Origin of the sequence: Burkholderia sp. 9120 (genome assembly GCF_000745015.1) — a bacterium.
Lineage (GTDB): Bacteria > Pseudomonadota > Gammaproteobacteria > Burkholderiales > Burkholderiaceae > Paraburkholderia.
Window position 1 is genome coordinate 325,606 of record NZ_JQNA01000001.1, and the last position, 14,248, is coordinate 339,853.

12 protein-coding genes and 1 pseudogene are annotated in these 14,248 nt (G+C 61.4%); 2 read left to right on the forward strand and 11 right to left on the reverse strand.

Annotated features, from left to right (window positions below; translation table 11 throughout):
- Nucleotides 1–485: 485 nt before the first annotated feature.
- Complete coding sequence (locus FA94_RS37655; RefSeq protein ID WP_231584827.1) at nucleotides 486–1,283, forward strand: IS5 family transposase; 798 nt, start codon at nucleotides 486–488, stop codon at nucleotides 1,281–1,283.
- Between the two features lie 466 nt (nucleotides 1,284–1,749).
- The gene (locus FA94_RS01405; protein WP_035546120.1) at nucleotides 1,750–2,178 is read left to right on the forward strand and encodes a hypothetical protein; all 429 of its coding nucleotides are present in this window, start codon (nucleotides 1,750–1,752) and stop codon (nucleotides 2,176–2,178) included.
- A 183-nt stretch (nucleotides 2,179–2,361) separates the two neighbouring features.
- Here FA94_RS01405 and FA94_RS01410 read toward each other — a convergent pair whose 3' ends face one another.
- The 11 genes and pseudogenes from FA94_RS01410 to virB5 form a co-directional block, all read right to left on the reverse strand.
- The gene (locus FA94_RS01410; RefSeq protein WP_035546122.1) at nucleotides 2,362–3,375 is read right to left on the reverse strand and encodes a relaxase/mobilization nuclease domain-containing protein; all 1,014 of its coding nucleotides are present in this window, start codon (nucleotides 3,373–3,375) and stop codon (nucleotides 2,362–2,364) included.
- Between the two features lies 1 nt (nucleotide 3,376).
- On the reverse strand, nucleotides 3,377–3,892 hold the full coding sequence (locus tag FA94_RS01415) for a plasmid stabilization protein (protein WP_502690834.1): 516 nt from the start codon (nucleotides 3,890–3,892) through the stop codon (nucleotides 3,377–3,379).
- A 26-nt stretch (nucleotides 3,893–3,918) separates the two neighbouring features.
- Complete coding sequence (locus tag FA94_RS01420) at nucleotides 3,919–5,442, reverse strand: LPD7 domain-containing protein (protein WP_035546124.1); 1,524 nt, start codon at nucleotides 5,440–5,442, stop codon at nucleotides 3,919–3,921.
- 58 nt (nucleotides 5,443–5,500) lie between these two features.
- The gene (locus FA94_RS01425) at nucleotides 5,501–7,324 is read right to left on the reverse strand and encodes a PriCT-2 domain-containing protein (RefSeq protein ID WP_035546126.1); all 1,824 of its coding nucleotides are present in this window, start codon (nucleotides 7,322–7,324) and stop codon (nucleotides 5,501–5,503) included.
- A complete protein-coding gene (locus tag FA94_RS01430) occupies nucleotides 7,321–9,060 on the reverse strand; it encodes a type IV secretory system conjugative DNA transfer family protein (protein WP_051980273.1) in 1,740 nt (579 codons plus the stop codon). The genes FA94_RS01425 and FA94_RS01430 overlap by 4 nt, the downstream gene beginning before the upstream one ends.
- A pseudogene (locus FA94_RS37660) lies at nucleotides 9,057–9,351 on the reverse strand (hypothetical protein). Before FA94_RS37660 ends, FA94_RS01430 begins: the two are co-directional and overlap by 4 nt.
- An 81-nt stretch (nucleotides 9,352–9,432) precedes the next feature.
- Entirely contained in the window at nucleotides 9,433–10,551 is a 1,119-nt protein-coding gene (gene virB11 / locus FA94_RS01435) for a P-type DNA transfer ATPase VirB11 (RefSeq protein ID WP_035546129.1), read from the reverse strand.
- The gene (gene virB10 / locus FA94_RS01440; protein WP_035546131.1) at nucleotides 10,548–11,780 is read right to left on the reverse strand and encodes a type IV secretion system protein VirB10; all 1,233 of its coding nucleotides are present in this window, start codon (nucleotides 11,778–11,780) and stop codon (nucleotides 10,548–10,550) included. Before virB10 ends, virB11 begins: the two co-directional genes overlap by 4 nt.
- Nucleotides 11,773–12,597, reverse strand: a complete 825-nt coding sequence (locus tag FA94_RS01445) for a TrbG/VirB9 family P-type conjugative transfer protein (protein WP_035546133.1) — start codon at nucleotides 12,595–12,597, stop codon at nucleotides 11,773–11,775. Before FA94_RS01445 ends, virB10 begins: the two co-directional genes overlap by 8 nt.
- Nucleotides 12,594–13,310 carry a VirB8 family type IV secretion system protein gene (locus FA94_RS01450; RefSeq protein ID WP_035546134.1) on the reverse strand — a complete coding sequence of 239 codons (717 nt, stop codon included), beginning with the start codon at nucleotides 13,308–13,310 and terminating at the stop codon, nucleotides 12,594–12,596. The genes FA94_RS01445 and FA94_RS01450 overlap by 4 nt, the downstream gene beginning before the upstream one ends.
- A 228-nt stretch (nucleotides 13,311–13,538) precedes the next feature.
- Nucleotides 13,539–14,234, reverse strand: coding sequence for a P-type DNA transfer protein VirB5 (gene virB5, locus FA94_RS01455; protein ID WP_035549039.1), 696 nt, complete (start codon nucleotides 14,232–14,234; stop codon nucleotides 13,539–13,541).
- Nucleotides 14,235–14,248: the final 14 nt, after the last annotated feature.

The following is a 14,248-nucleotide window of genomic DNA, read 5'->3' on the forward strand; positions in this document are numbered from 1 at the left end:
CGCCGTGAAACCGCGCCTGCGCCCTCCGCATCCTTGTGCTGTCGATCGCCCGTGTCAGTGGCATGGATTTGATGATCAGGCGGGCGCAGCCCGCCCCGGCGGCGCCTTTTGCGTCTGCGCCCTGCGGACTGGCCGGCGTCCGGGCCGCATCGCGGCCGCCAAGTTGTGCGGACGTCGGCTACCGGTCCGGAGCGCGGCTCACCCCTGATACCGCGGTTTTTCCTGACGTGATGAATCCACGCGACTGCCGGTGTCATAAAACGAAGGGTCGGATAGCTTTAACTATCCGCGCCTTCATTTCCCTCGCGGCTGCGCGGCACCCGAAGCTCGTCCACAAACGATTCATCTGACCGTCGGTCGGGATTTTTTCACAGGTTCAACGGTGATAAATCGCCTTAGAGGTGATTTCAAAAAAACGTTGTAGGGGCTGTTAACTCCATGGGCATGCTGTTAACCTTGAGCATCGTAACGATGAGATCGAGGGCATGGACAAGCCAATCATTGACGACGAATTGTGGAAAAGAATCGTACATTTACTTCCGCAGCCGAAGGCTCGACGCGAGAAATATCCGGGCCGAAAGGCGGTATCCGATCGCGCGGCGTTGAACGGTATTGTGTTCGTGTTACGTTCGGGACTTCGCTGGCACGATCTGCCCGCCGAAATGGGTTGCGGCTCCGGCGTGACGTGTTGGCGCCGGTTACGCGACGGGCAACAAGCCCGTGTATGGGGCCGATTGCACGAGCTGCTGCTGGCCAGATCGATCTTTCGCGAGTCATCGTCGTCTCATCCAATGTTCGCGCGATTGGGGCGGGCCAAAAACCGGGCCACCCCCCGTAGATCCTGCGCGACCGGGATCCAAACATCATGTCGCCACCGATGCGAACGGGGTGCCTCTCCCGATCATCCCCACAGGGCCAATCGCCACGACGTCATCAAATTGACGCCGCTCATAGACGCGATCCCAGCTATTCGTAGCATTCGCGGGCGACCCTTGCAAAAGCCCCAGGTCGTCTACGCTGACCGTGGATACGACTCCGAACCACACAGGCAAAGATTGCGCGATCGGGGCATTAACCCGATTCTCGCGAAGGGGCGCACCGTCCACGGAAGTGGCCTTGGAAAGTACCGCTGCGTAGTCGAACGCACACGTGCATGGTTCCATAACGTCCACCGTCTTCGAATCCGCTACGAGCAACTGGCGACGATCAATGAAGCCTTCCTCAAACTCGCTGCCTGCATGATCTGCTGGAATACTCTTCAACGATCTGCTCAGGCATTTTGAAACCACCTCTTAGCTCCATTGCGTTTAATGGCACATAGGAGCCGCGATAACCCGCATTTTTTCACCGCAACTCATGTGGCCCAAACCAGTCCCACGAGAATCTTACGGCTGGCGCCTCATCGCTTCGCAAGGCTCTTAATTGTCTGGATCGCCGCGAAGCCGAAAAGCCAATGTCACATCCGCACCATTGTTTCCGCGTCACGGTGTTCCCGGTGCGTTCATGACCGAGCGCTCCGTCACCGATTAGTAGAGACTTTGTTGTCCGTCGATAGCGACACTCAGGCAGCCCCAGCAGCGTCTGCGCAATGCCCATCGTCTTCGCGACCGATTCAAACTGCCTTTGTCCGAACCGACCCGACCGTCTATAGTGGATGAAAGCAACGCAAAGGACAGCGCGCACCGAATCGCTTCCTTCATCGGCAGTCATCCGCATATCTCCACCGTCCAACGATCGAGGAGTGAGGTAGTGGAAATCCTGAAATGGGCCGTTACCGTAGGCGCATTAATTGGCCTCGTAAAATGTATCCAGCTATTCAGTGGCCACTGCCGTCGCCGTTTTGGACATTGCTTTTTCACGTTTCGCGCATTCTGGTTGGCGGCAATCGCGGTCAACCTAATGTGGCTGGGAGTCTATTGCTGTGCAAGTGGCGTACGCGATCATGCTTCCATTAATGATGGACTCGTTCTCGTCGTTCTAAGCTTCGTCCCCATAGTCTGGATGGTCTATGAAAACATCCGTGAAACGGACCTTGTCCACGGACTAAGCGGTTCGGCATTGCAGTTGGCATTGTTCTTCCCCATGGCACTCTACAGCCTCCCGCTCCTCCTGATTGCTATGGCACTTGTGCTTTTCGCATCCTTCAAAGCTGGACCAACGTGGCTCGTCGATCGCTAAGCAGCGGTTAGCTTTCCGCACCAGTGCGCTTTATCGCGCCGTCCCGCTCTCCATACACCACACATTGGAACAATACCCGCGGGTCATCTGACCCTTCCAACTAAAGAGGATCAGTTCCCTATGCGAAGCGGCGCTGTCTGCGCCTCTCACCGTATACCGGATGTCCATCATCATCTCAGCTGATCAGCGTTCCGCATCCGGCCCGACATCGTTCGAACGACCATCGCTTTGCCGTACCGTGCGGTCCGGCCGCGCCGGTCCGGCAATTCGCTCTCGTTCCGCCGCAGGCATGTCCCGCTGTACCGGCATGGCACCTACGAAATAAGCCATATCAACCGCCAGCTCACGATCCTCACGCGCACTGGACCTCGCCATCGCAAAAGCCATCGCACGCCATGCGGCAAACACCCCGCCTTGTGCGACCCAACCCGTCTCGCGTTGCGCGTCGGTCGGGACGGCACGCCAGAAACCGGGCGTCTCGCCACGCTCCATCATGTGCACGACTGCAGGTTTGGGATACCGTTGTGTGACGCCGCGGGTTTGCCGAGAGGTCGCGTTCGCGTTAACACCATGCGCCCGAAGTTGTTCTGCGAAGTACACACGCCACCGCTGAAGATCTCTGTGACGTGGATTCAACCGACGCCCGTCCGGTCCCCGCACTTGCACACTCAAATGCACATGCGGATGGGCCTCATCATCGTGCGCAGCAAAGACATACGCACGTCCATCGCCGAACTCGAGCGCCGCAAAATCACGCGCCGCATCGCGTACGGCCTGCCGGTTCGTTCCCGGCGGCATCGACAGAAGGATATTGAATACTTCGCGGCGCGTGCTAGTGTCCGGTATCCCCCATCCGCCGAGCTGCCAGGTTTTCGTGAGGTCACGCAGCGCATCGACGCCGGATATTTTGTCGCCGTTCTGATCTTCTAGGTCGACTTGGCCGTTACGCGAGATGTAGCGAAGATGCCGACGTACAGCGCCTATTCCCTGGGCACTAGACGCCTTGTTGGTGATCTTGACCATCACCTCCGGAGTGCGCTTCAGCGTGCGGGCCAGTTGGCCGCGCATGCGCGCCGCCTCGTCCCGAATGCCCGCTCGTGAAAGCCGAGACGCGCTCGCATGCCTGAACGGCTCGTGAAATAGCCGATCACCCCAGTTCAGGAGCATCGCGTCGACGTAGATTTTTGGATACGGCATGCTATCGGCTCCATCGGTCGAGATTCGCGCGAATCACACCCACGACAGCTCGCAGATGCGTGTCAATCTGTTCCCGGATACGCTCAAAATCAGCCAACTCCTGGCACGTGAGCTCCATTCCACCACCGCGCGCAAGCTGCCCCAACGACCGACTGATGACAGCAAGCTGCTGGTTCGACGTCGACAGCAGAAGCAGTTCCCGTGTTCCCAACTGCGGCTCCCGTGTCAGCTGCGCGCGGATCAGCGCCACGATCCACCGATTGCTGTGCAGGCCCGACGCTGCCGCGCGCTGCTCCACCACCATCTTCTCTGCGACGGTCAACCGGATTTCGATACGACTGCGCGACTCTCCGACTATCGGCTGGGTCAGTCCAGGTTCGATCGCAACAGGCCGATCGCCGGCCTCTGCGTTGACTGCGGCAGCAATCAACTGCCGCACGCCCTCGCCAGCCGTCACGCCACGGCACGCGCACCAAGCATCCCAGCGCGGCCTGACCGCGCCCAGTTCGACGCACAAGCGCTCACGGAATCTCACGGCTCACCCTAAGGTGCCGCCATTGACGGCTCGGCCGGCGCGCGTTCGACTTCGCGAGCGTGTGCACGCTCAGCAGCCGCGCGCATCCGACGATCACGGCCCGAAGGCACCTTTGCATCGAAGACCTTCGGCGGCGGCACTGGGATATCCTCCTTCCCGAAAGCGTCCAGCAGGCGTGCAGCGTGCTGCTGCACACGGGAAATGGAACGTTCGCTAAAACCCTGTTCCCGCATCGCAGCGGTCAGGACAGCCAGGTGCAGCACGCGCTCGTCATCCCCCCGCTGTGCGCCACGACCACGCTGCGGGACGGGCTCTGCGACAGGCTGTGGACGCTCGCCGGCATAAGGTTGAGCCGCATCACCTGATGGCGTTTCGGCTCGCGACGTAGCCTGAGAAGCCGCACGTCCACGCTGCACGACATCCACCCGCCACGTATTCCGGTGCACGTCTTTCTCTTCCTCGCCCACGACCACACCATCGCCATCCAGAATCGGTACCTTGACGGTCACGAGTCGCTTGCCGAGGTTTTCGAGCGTCACCTGCTGCCCGATCGCGGCTAGCGATTCAAGAACAGCACGCTCGAGATCCACGCCCCACACCACATGATCGGCGCCCGCCTCGTCGCGGAACACCACGTAGTAAGAATCGCTGCGCGCGGGATTGTGTTGATACGGCGCGCCTCCATGCTCGCGCAGTTCCCCGATGTACCGCCGTGGCGCGTCCGGTTCGTCATTCGCAGCATTCCGGCTTACCGGAACAGGCGGCGAGGCTGGGCTCTCCTTATGCGCAGGCCCAGCAGGAGGGTCATCCGAAGCGGCGCGCGCACGCGACGATGGTGACGTTGCATAACGTTCATCTGCGCTCCCTCTCGAGGCTGCGACAGCTGTTGGCTCTACCTTCAGACCAGCTTCAATGCGATTGTTTAGCCGCGCCTGCCGGGCGTTGGCGAGGCGAGCCAGATCCGCAGTCTTTGGCTCGTAGCCGCTCACCTCGATCCCGCGCAGTGTGGCCTGTAGCCACACCTCGCTACGGAACACTTCGTGTCCCGAAATGCGGATGCGTTGCCACGATTTGGCATGCGCCATGTCGACCATCGACTCCACCACGTCCGGTCGGTTGTGCTCGGTGACGAGGAATGGCCCCAGATCCTCAAAAGCGAGCTGATACGGTGCCTCCTTCAGAAAATACTGGTTGCCTGCGCGCAGATACCGTTTGCGGACTCGCTCCGGTGGCTGGTCAACCGGTACGCGGCTCGTACTCGTATCCCGCAGCGGCACATTAGCGACCGCTCGTACTCCAGGTTCCCGCAAGGCCCCAGCATCGTCGCGAATCGCCTGATCTCGCAGCCTCGTCCGCGCCGCATCGAACTCTCGACGACGCCGCGCCGACACCGCATCGAGTGCGGCCGAATTCAGCGCGTCATCACGGCCATTACCGCCTGATGGAGCTGCTGCGCTACTCACGCCCGGCGCATCTCCCTCGATCACATTGATAACCGGATCGGAATACTGGGCCGAAGATGTCTGTGACATGATGCAACCTCATACTGTTCAGGGCAGATTTTGCAAAGAGCACCGCGACCGCGATACGCTATCGATCGGGGTTTGCAGCCGGCTCAGGCGACGATGTGTGTTGCTTCGATTTCTCCAGTGCGGCGGCGCGTGCCTCTCTAATCCGTGCCCACGATCTCGCCTGCAGTTGATCGAGCATCGTCTCGAGATTCGGACTGAAATTTAGTTCATGTGCGGACTTCTTCAGCGAACCGACCGTCCGTTCCAGCAGATCGCGTGCGCGATCCCACGGATAAACCTTCGATCGATCGCCGTCATACCCGACCTGTACCTCGGAGCCGTTCAACCGTGCGTTCCCGTCCATCCATTTCAGACGCTCGGAGATGAACTCCATCTGGTCCTTCCGGTGGAACACGACGCTGCGCGTCGCGACCTCCTGGATCAAGTAGTGCTCGGTATTGAACACTTCACCGCGGTACGGGCCGCCGTTCTCGCGCGGTGTTGCCATCCTGAGCGGTATGCCGAACCGTTGCCCGGCCAGTGCCTTCGTCTCTTCAGGAACGTCACCCAATCCAAACAATGGCTCGCCGACCGGCGCACGCGTCGGCGCAAACCGTGGCAGAGTGGCTGCGGGAACGACCGGAGCAGTCGACCCATCAGACGCAGCCGCTGCATCAGATTCGGGCACCGCATGTTTCGGCACGCTCCGCTCCGATGACTGATGACGCTGATTGCCTTCGGTGTCGTCCACAGAGTTCTGTCTAGAGCGACTCATTTCTCCCTCCTCATTTCGTTCATCCATCTCACGCACTTGCACGTGGGACATGACATCCATATCCCGCAATCTGTTCGCTCTCCCGAGGGACCGAAAGGCCACTTCACGGAGATAGTCGCCCACGACATCGAACCCCGACAGCACCGCCATGTCGCAGAAATCGTTCGGCACCTTGCCGTCGACACGCGCGTCTTTGGCAAAGACTGGCAAGGCCAGATGCGCCATTGCGCCTTGTGCCGCCCTCCGGGCCTCCGCTTCGCCCTGCCCCAACTCGGCAAGTACAATCAGATCGTTATCGCGATACCGCTCACGCAAGGCGGCGGCCACTTGGCCCAGATTCCCACTCGAGAGTGCAGCTGCTGCAAACCAGCCCGTCGCACGGTATGTGGATAAAGCCGTCGCCATGCCCTCACCGATCAGGATCGGTCCGGATGCCTCTTCCGGTGTCGGCGCCGATTCGGCCATCCAGTACCCACCCTTCTTCACGCCCCCCGCCAACGATGATTTCCGGCCAAGCTCGTCGATCAGCTCAAGCGTGGAGATCGCATCGATCCAGACCGGCACAATCAGGACGCGCCCCACAAGCGGCTCTTCCTCGCTCATTGGCGCGTATCCAAGAAGCGAGCGCAGCTCCTGCGCATCCAGTTCACGTAAGGTCTCGACCGGATCCAGGCGCTTGCGCGTCAAGTAAGGATGCTGCGGCCCCACTGGACGCGACCACTGCCAGAGTGCGTCGGCCTCGCGGGCCACCGCGGCATGACGGGCCTGCTTCCGTTCTTCCTCGCGCGTGCGGCGCTCGAGCACCTCAGAGGAAGGCACAGGCGCAGTTGCCATCCGGTCCGGGTACTGCGAACGCTTCAGATCGAAACCGTGCTGGCGCGCAAGCCAGAACAACGAGGCAAGGGTCTTGCCACCCGACGCATCGGCTGAGCGCCACGTGGTACGGGCCGCGCGTTCGCTATAGTTACCCGCGGTGCGGCTCCACTCATACCATATCTCGAAGCCCTCGTCGCCGAATCCTTGCTTGAGCGCGAACGCCATGTCCACCCACGTCCCGTAATCGTCGGCAGGAATCACCGCCAGCGCTGCGCGTGCGCGCGCAGCCTCGTCTACATGTGGTGTGTTCATCGACCACCTCCCTGGATCGGCGCAACGTGCAAGGGCATACCCCGCGCAGACGTCCGGCGGGATCGTGATGGTTCAGCCGGGGAAAGCTCCGCCGCATCGAGATCGGCAACGGACAGGCGGCGGGTCGCCCTCTGGACCCTTTCGGCGGGCACCCCAAGCAGCATAAAATGCCGCTCCACATACGCCATGGCGTCGTCTTCACTGATGTCGGCAAGGCTCGGTGGGAGATCGCGAGGATCCCATGCCTGCAACACTTCCAGATACTCGGCGGCCGGATTGATGAGCCCCGTCCCGTCCGGATCGATTTCGTCTGTCCGCAAGTCGCGCAGCCGTCGTTCGACCACGACGCTGAAGCGCGCCAGATTCATGACCGGCACCGAGGGTGCCGCCATCACGCGCGACACAAATTCGGGATCGCGCCAGTAGCAAATCTTGTCCGCCAGGATCGGCTTGGTGTTTTCGAGTACGATGATTTCCTTTTCGCGCCCCAGCTCCTTCAGTTCCTGCGGCAGCAGGAGTGGCCGGCGCTGCTCGGACACGCTTTCGCTCGATCCACCGCGACCACCGAAGATCGCGTTCGAACGGCTGACGCTGCGTGACCGGTCAGTAAACGTGCCGAGAATCTCGGAATAGTCGTTCGCATCCTTCTGCTCACGCGGCGCGTAGAGAATCTGCATCGCGTGATTAGTGATGAAGGTGCGCGCATCGGCCCGGCCGTAGACAGATTCGAGTTGCGCGATCGACTGAACGATAGACAGCAGGCGCAAGTTATAGCCCGACATGTAGGCAACTGCCCGCGCGATGATGTGGATTTTCCCGATCGCCGTCATTTCATCAAGCAGTACCAAGCACTGGAATTTCAACGTAGGATCGGCCTCGGGCAACTGTTTCGTATTGAGATTGACGAGTTGCGAGAACACGAGATTTACGAGCAGCGCAGCCTCAGACAAATGGTCTGGCGTGATCCCGATATAGACCGACATGCGGCGTTTTCGCACATCACGCAGATCGAAGTCGTTGGCGCTCGTCGCCGCGTCGACGATGGGATTGGCCCAGATCGTCAGCGGCGCATTGAAGGTCGCGAGAATGCTGGCCAGTACCTTATCGTCGTTCGAGAGAAAACGGTTCAGCGCATCGACACACGGTCCAGTCAGCAGACTACGATGCTGAACGAGTGCCCGCTGAAGGTAGGCTTTCACTGGCATGCCACTGCCCGAAGATTGCCGCAACACCTCCCCCATCGTGACCGGATAGTCCAGAGTCGACGCTCCCTTGCCAGCGCGGCGCGCATCACGCCACTCGCACAGCAACAGCACGATGCCAAGGAAGAGGTTCCTCGCCTGATCTTTCCAGAAATCGTCGTGTCCACCAGGCGGATAGAGGGCGTAACCAATCGCGAGAATTTCACCAACGCGGAACAATCCATCCGAGATCGCCGACAGCGGGTTGTACCGATGCGTGCGACCATCTTCCGCGAACGGGTTGAACAGATAGACGTCCTGCCCGTACGCATGCCTGAAACCTGCGGTGATAGCGTAGTTTTCCTGCTTGACGTCGAGCACCACCACCGAATCGGGGAAACTGAGCAGATTCGGGATCACAATGCCAACGCCCTTGCCCGAGCGCGCGGGCGCCGCCAGCAGGACGAACTGCTGACCGGTGAATCGCAGATAACGTCCACGCCAAACACCAACAACAATGGCAGGTGTCGAATCCATGCTTGCGAGTGTGCTCATAGCAGCCCCGCATCGCGGATTTCCGCGTCGCTGGCAAACCGCGCACTGCCATAGAGGCGTCGCTGGCCAGACCGCTCCCACAGGGCATACAGGCCCACCGAACGCCAGCAAAACGCCGAAGAGCGCCGCACCGGCCAATCGCCGGCCGTCGTTCGGCATCAGACCGTCGTGCCTCGCGATTGCCGCGTCGAGCCACCCCCACAGGCCAGCATGCAAGGGATTGATCCGCAAGCTCGCGTACAGGAAGAACGATGCCAGCCAGAGAGCGACTCCGAAGCCTCCCAAGAGCATTGCCAGCACGGACACCGTGATGACGGCCGGTCGCACTTGATGGGACACGAAAAGAGATAGCTTCATCATGACCGTTCTCTCCTACGCAAACGCCGTCCGGACCCTGCGAACTGGATCGAACCAAATTTCGGTCATGCCCCAACGCTTGCCGGTCTGCTCACCTGCCCCGCTGAAAATCGGCTGCGCTTCCATGTGCGCGACGATATCGATGGTGAGAAAAAGCAAACGCTTCAGCGCGGCATCGTCGTAGGCGGCAGCCTCGGGGTGTTCCTTCGCCATCAGTGCAAAGCGCTCAATCGCGACCGTCGCATTCGACGCGTGATAGCTTGTAATCGAGCCGGTGTGTCCTGTCGTCAGAAGCTTGAGGAAGTCGTAGGCTTCAGCGCCGCGCAGCTCAGCCAGCAGCACGCGATCCGGGCGCATGCGCATCGCGCTCGCGATCAGATCGGCCGGCGTGACGCGCGCCTGACCTTGACCGCCCTTGCTGTACAGCAGGTGCACACAGTTTTCGATGTGCCGGATAAAAAGCTCCCGGACATCCTCGATCGTCACGATCCGTTCGGTCCGCGGGATAAAGCGGGAAAGAGTCTTTATGAAACTGGTCTTGCCACAACCCGTGTTACCAACGATCACGATATTCAGCCGCCCGGTGACGGCCAGTTCAAAAAATGCTCCCCAATCCCGCGCCTCCAGGCACTGCACGAGTCTGCTATCCCCAGGCCGCAGCAAGGGCAACGCTGCGTCGAGGCCGTTTGGGCGATGCCATACCGTTTCGTCGAACAGTCCCTCGTCACGGTACGTGTCGATGGTCTTTTCGTCCGCGGACGGCCGACGGATTGTGATCGAAACGGTGCGCGGCGGCACAACCGGTGGCACTACAATCTGGATCCGTGCGTCGCCCGGCAGCAGCGCCGAGAGCACGGGATGCAGAGGCGAAACCTCTTGATTCGTGAGCGTGGCCACCGCCACCGCAAACGACATCAGGCGTTCGAAATCGAGCTCGCGATAATCGTGACAATGCCAGCCGCGATGTGTCTCGACCAGCACGCGCTGCGGCCGGTTGATGACGAGTTCGGTCACATCCGCGTCGTCGAGCAGCGGCGCGAACGGCCGCATCAGTTCCAGCACCGACGCATTGTCGGGCAGACGCGCCAGCACGGCGTCATCTGCCTGATCCGGTCTGTCCGTACAGGCATTCACGGTGCGAACTCCGGCTGCAGCGCATAGACCGACCCGAAATCCAGATCGCGCGCGATCACGATCGTGAACTCCGCACCCTGGTTCTTGGTCAGCGTCGGCGGGATGTTGATCGTGCTGTCGAGTACGCGCGTGGCCATGTCATTGCCCTGCTGCTGCGTATTCGCGTAGACAACCGACCCGTTGCTGTTCCCGCCGCGCGTGGCTAGATAGCCGATCGCATCTTGAGTGATGCCAAGCATCAGCGCGGCACCGACGCGCGGCCTCCAATGATTGTCGACAAAGCCATCGATGCCCATGCGCCCAAGCGCATCGGCTACCGGCGAATCGATCTCGACCGTCACGCCGTTCGGGGTCTTGACCAGTGCTGATAACACGAAGACCCGCTTCTGGCCCGGCGAAAGGTTCGAGTGGTACTCGCTGTTGATCTGCGAGCCTCGTTCGATCAGCACGACCCGGCCATCGTCGGAATATACGTTCTTCGTCACCGTGCAGGTAGACATACCCGCATCGGTGGAATCGAACGCCGTATCTCCCGCACAATCGATCTTGGCGCCCTGAGCGAGCATGAGACTGCGATTCCCCAGCATCCCAGCGCGCACGCGTGGTGTGACGGTCGGCGACAGCGCCTGCTCTAATGCCCCGCCTGCCTGAGCCAGCCTCTGTCCTGACGGCGCGATTCCACCAGACACAGCGGCCATGCCCGACGACGCAACACCCGAAACCTCGGCCGCCGCCGTGTCCTGACTGCCCGCGCCGCCCACTGCGAGCAACGGCGCATCGTAATAGCTGCGGCGCGCCCCAATGTGCACGGCGCCGACCGGCTCCGATGCTGTGCCCGGCCCCGGAACCTGTACGGGGCGCACGGCAATGGCGCTTGCGGCAAGTGGCGCGGCGGCGACCACACCCACCGCTGGAGCGGGACCATCCTTGAACACACGCCCCAAGGTCGAAGTATCGGCCACCGCATCACGGCGCGACTTCGCATCTGCGTCGTGACGCGCAAGGAAGCCATGCACGGTCCACACCGCGCCGGCACCGACCATGAGAACGATCACAATCGGCGTCAGCAACCAGGCACGCGGGCGACCTCTGCGGTACTGGCCCAGCGCCGGCATGCCGCGATCCAAGAACATTCCCGGCGAATCGGTACCGCCCCCTTCCCGCCCGGACTGCGCACGATCTGACGGGCCATCGGGCTCGATCGTATTGCGAGGCGTATCGTCATTCATCGCCGTGACTCCGCAAGACGCGCTTTACGCCGCCGGCAGTCGCGCCGTCATGGGGCGGGACGCCATCCATGTCGTAAGCTTCGTTCCAGATTCCGACGACTTCGTTCCCGAGCCGCAGCACGAAGCGCTTCGCAACCTCGTGCACGACGATCGTGTCGCCCTGCACGTGTTTGTCCACAACGCTCTCCGTACCGTCATCGGCCACCCGGAAAACCGCCGGCATCCGCCGGTTGTTCGGGATACGGAGGTAGGTGAACCGTCCGTCATCCCAAGCCGCCGTTGGCGCAATGTCGTCGGAGTGCGGTATCACCTCCATCGAGTAGTGGGCGTTGCGCACCACCGGCGGCTGCGCGAGGAGTTGCTCAACCAGCGCAGCCTCCGTGTTCGCGCGTGCCAGCGCCTTCACTTCATCCGGATAGGTGAAGGTCACCCGGTACATCACGTCGTGGTTGCCGAACTTCGCCTTGAGCGGCAACACCACAAGATCGAAGCTGTAGCTGCGGCGGTCGGTACGGATTTCCAGATTCGAATCGTGCGCAGCGAGTTGCGGTTTCAGGTACACATCGTGATCGCCTTTGTTCGCCACAACCTGCCAGCCGTCTCGATCGCCGGGTGCTACCACCTGGATCTGTTCGTGCGGGTCGAGCGCGATATGCGTGGCAATGCCCCGCTGTGCCTGAATACGCACGACATCGTCCGGCTCGTACACCACCTGCCGCACGCGCGAATCGCCGAACCAGCCCGGCAAATCGGCAGCGCTCGCGATGTAAGTGAGCAGCATGCCCACCAGCGCGACACCAGGAGCGAGCGCTTTCATGGGGTGCCACCCGCCGTCGAGGCCGAAGCTGGAGAGGCAGCCGGAGGCGTATATTCGGGATCACGGCTGTAGGCTGTCACCTTGAAACCGAACGGATTGGCGATCGCGACGCTATCGCGCGTGAAAACGGGTGGCCGGTAGGTGTAGGCGATCGTGATCACGAAGCGTTGCGTCGGTTCCGCGTTCGCCACCCCATTCCTGAAGGACGTACGCTCGATATGCACGACGGCGTGTCCGGGTTCGTCGGGCGGCAACGTGGTCGAGAGAATGCGGATGCGCCGCTCGGTGCCAGGCCCCAGTTGCCGGTCCAGTGAATCCGGACCGCCATAGATGCTGCGATAGTCGCGCGCAACCACGTCATCGCTCATGACGAGCACGCTGTCGTAATCCATCTGCAGCAACCCCCAGTCGTACCGCTCGCGCGAACGCACATATGCCTCGACCCAGTGCTTATCTTGGATATCCTTCGTGTGTACGTGGCGGGCATCGAGTACGTCGATCACCTGGGATTCGCCGGTCAGGCGATCGACCTCAATCGGTAGCGGCACGACGCGATAGAACGGCACCATGAGCGCAAGCGCTACGGCACTCAGTACGGCGACAGCAAGCGCCGCATAGGCGACATGCCACGCGCGCCGCTCGGATCGCTCCTGCAGGTGGGTCAGCGATGCCTCGATGTCGAGCACGCGTCCATAGTCGTGCGGCGCGCTCATGATCGGGCTCCTGCGCCCGACGACGCGGGAAGATATTCGGAAGCCGACGCTGCAGATGCCGGAAGCACAGAAGTTGGCGCTTCAGGCACCGGCAGAATGCGATTGACAGGCACGCGGTGCAGACCGTCCGGCAACACGAGTTTCGACGGCCCACTGCTGCAGGCGGCCAGACTCCAGGCTAGGCAACCCGTGAGGACGATGGAGGCAAGCGCACGCAAGGCATCCTCCTCAGTTCCCGAACGAAGCCGGCACCATCTGGTCCTGCAATCGGGCCGTGTTGCCAGCCCGGCTCAGCGTCAGTTCACTCTGTTGCTCGGCCACAAGCTTGTCCTCGGAATCGGCCAGCATCCGGAAGAGTTGCAGCTTCGTCATCTCGTTGCCGACTGTCGTGGTCTCGGCCTGAATGCGCGCCTGCAATTCGGCCACTCCCTTGGGATCCTGCGTCACGTCGATCTGCTGCATCAGGCTCTGGATCTGATTCAGCTCATGCAGTTCGGTCTGGTACGCCTGAAGGCCGAACGCCTTGTCCTGAAACGGCTTGTTCAGCGTACGCTGGCACACCTGCTGGTCAATGCCGGTCTGGTCCTGGCAGTTGTAGAGCTGGCTCGCCGAGCGCAACGCCTGGGCGCTGCCCGTCAAGCCCGCGTAGCCACCGTTCTGGATCGCCGTATAGACGCTCTGCCAGTTCGACGGCAGCGAGCTGGCGACGACTGGATTGCCCAGTAGCGCACCGAAGCCACGCGTGCCGACCGTCGACTGATAGATCTGGATTTCCTGCTGTACTTCCTGCTCAAGCCGGGCAACCGTCGCGATAGCCTGCACCACGTTCTGCGCGTCGAACACCGGAATGCCCTGTGCATGAGCGCCGGAACAGAGCGCCACCCACACGATCGCGGCCGCCGCCAATCTGGTTCGTCCTGTCATGGTCATCACCTCAC

What these genes read in the sequence shown, in the direction of transcription:
- FA94_RS37655 (WP_231584827.1), top strand. Translation starts at nt 486, where the DNA reads ATGGACAAGCCAATCATTGACGACGAATTGTGGAAAAGAATCGTACAT.
- FA94_RS01410 (WP_035546122.1), bottom strand. Translation starts at nt 3,375, where the DNA reads ATGCCGTATCCAAAAATCTACGTCGACGCGATGCTCCTGAACTGGGGT.
- FA94_RS01420 (WP_035546124.1), bottom strand. Translation starts at nt 5,442, where the DNA reads ATGTCACAGACATCTTCGGCCCAGTATTCCGATCCGGTTATCAATGTG.
- FA94_RS01425 (WP_035546126.1), bottom strand. Translation starts at nt 7,324, where the DNA reads ATGAACACACCACATGTAGACGAGGCTGCGCGCGCACGCGCAGCGCTG.
- FA94_RS01430 (WP_051980273.1), bottom strand. Translation starts at nt 9,060, where the DNA reads ATGAGCACACTCGCAAGCATGGATTCGACACCTGCCATTGTTGTTGGT.
- virB10 (WP_035546131.1), bottom strand. Translation starts at nt 11,780, where the DNA reads ATGAATGACGATACGCCTCGCAATACGATCGAGCCCGATGGCCCGTCA.
- FA94_RS01445 (WP_035546133.1), bottom strand. Translation starts at nt 12,597, where the DNA reads ATGAAAGCGCTCGCTCCTGGTGTCGCGCTGGTGGGCATGCTGCTCACT.
- FA94_RS01450 (WP_035546134.1), bottom strand. Translation starts at nt 13,310, where the DNA reads ATGAGCGCGCCGCACGACTATGGACGCGTGCTCGACATCGAGGCATCG.
- virB5 (WP_035549039.1), bottom strand. Translation starts at nt 14,234, where the DNA reads ATGACAGGACGAACCAGATTGGCGGCGGCCGCGATCGTGTGGGTGGCG.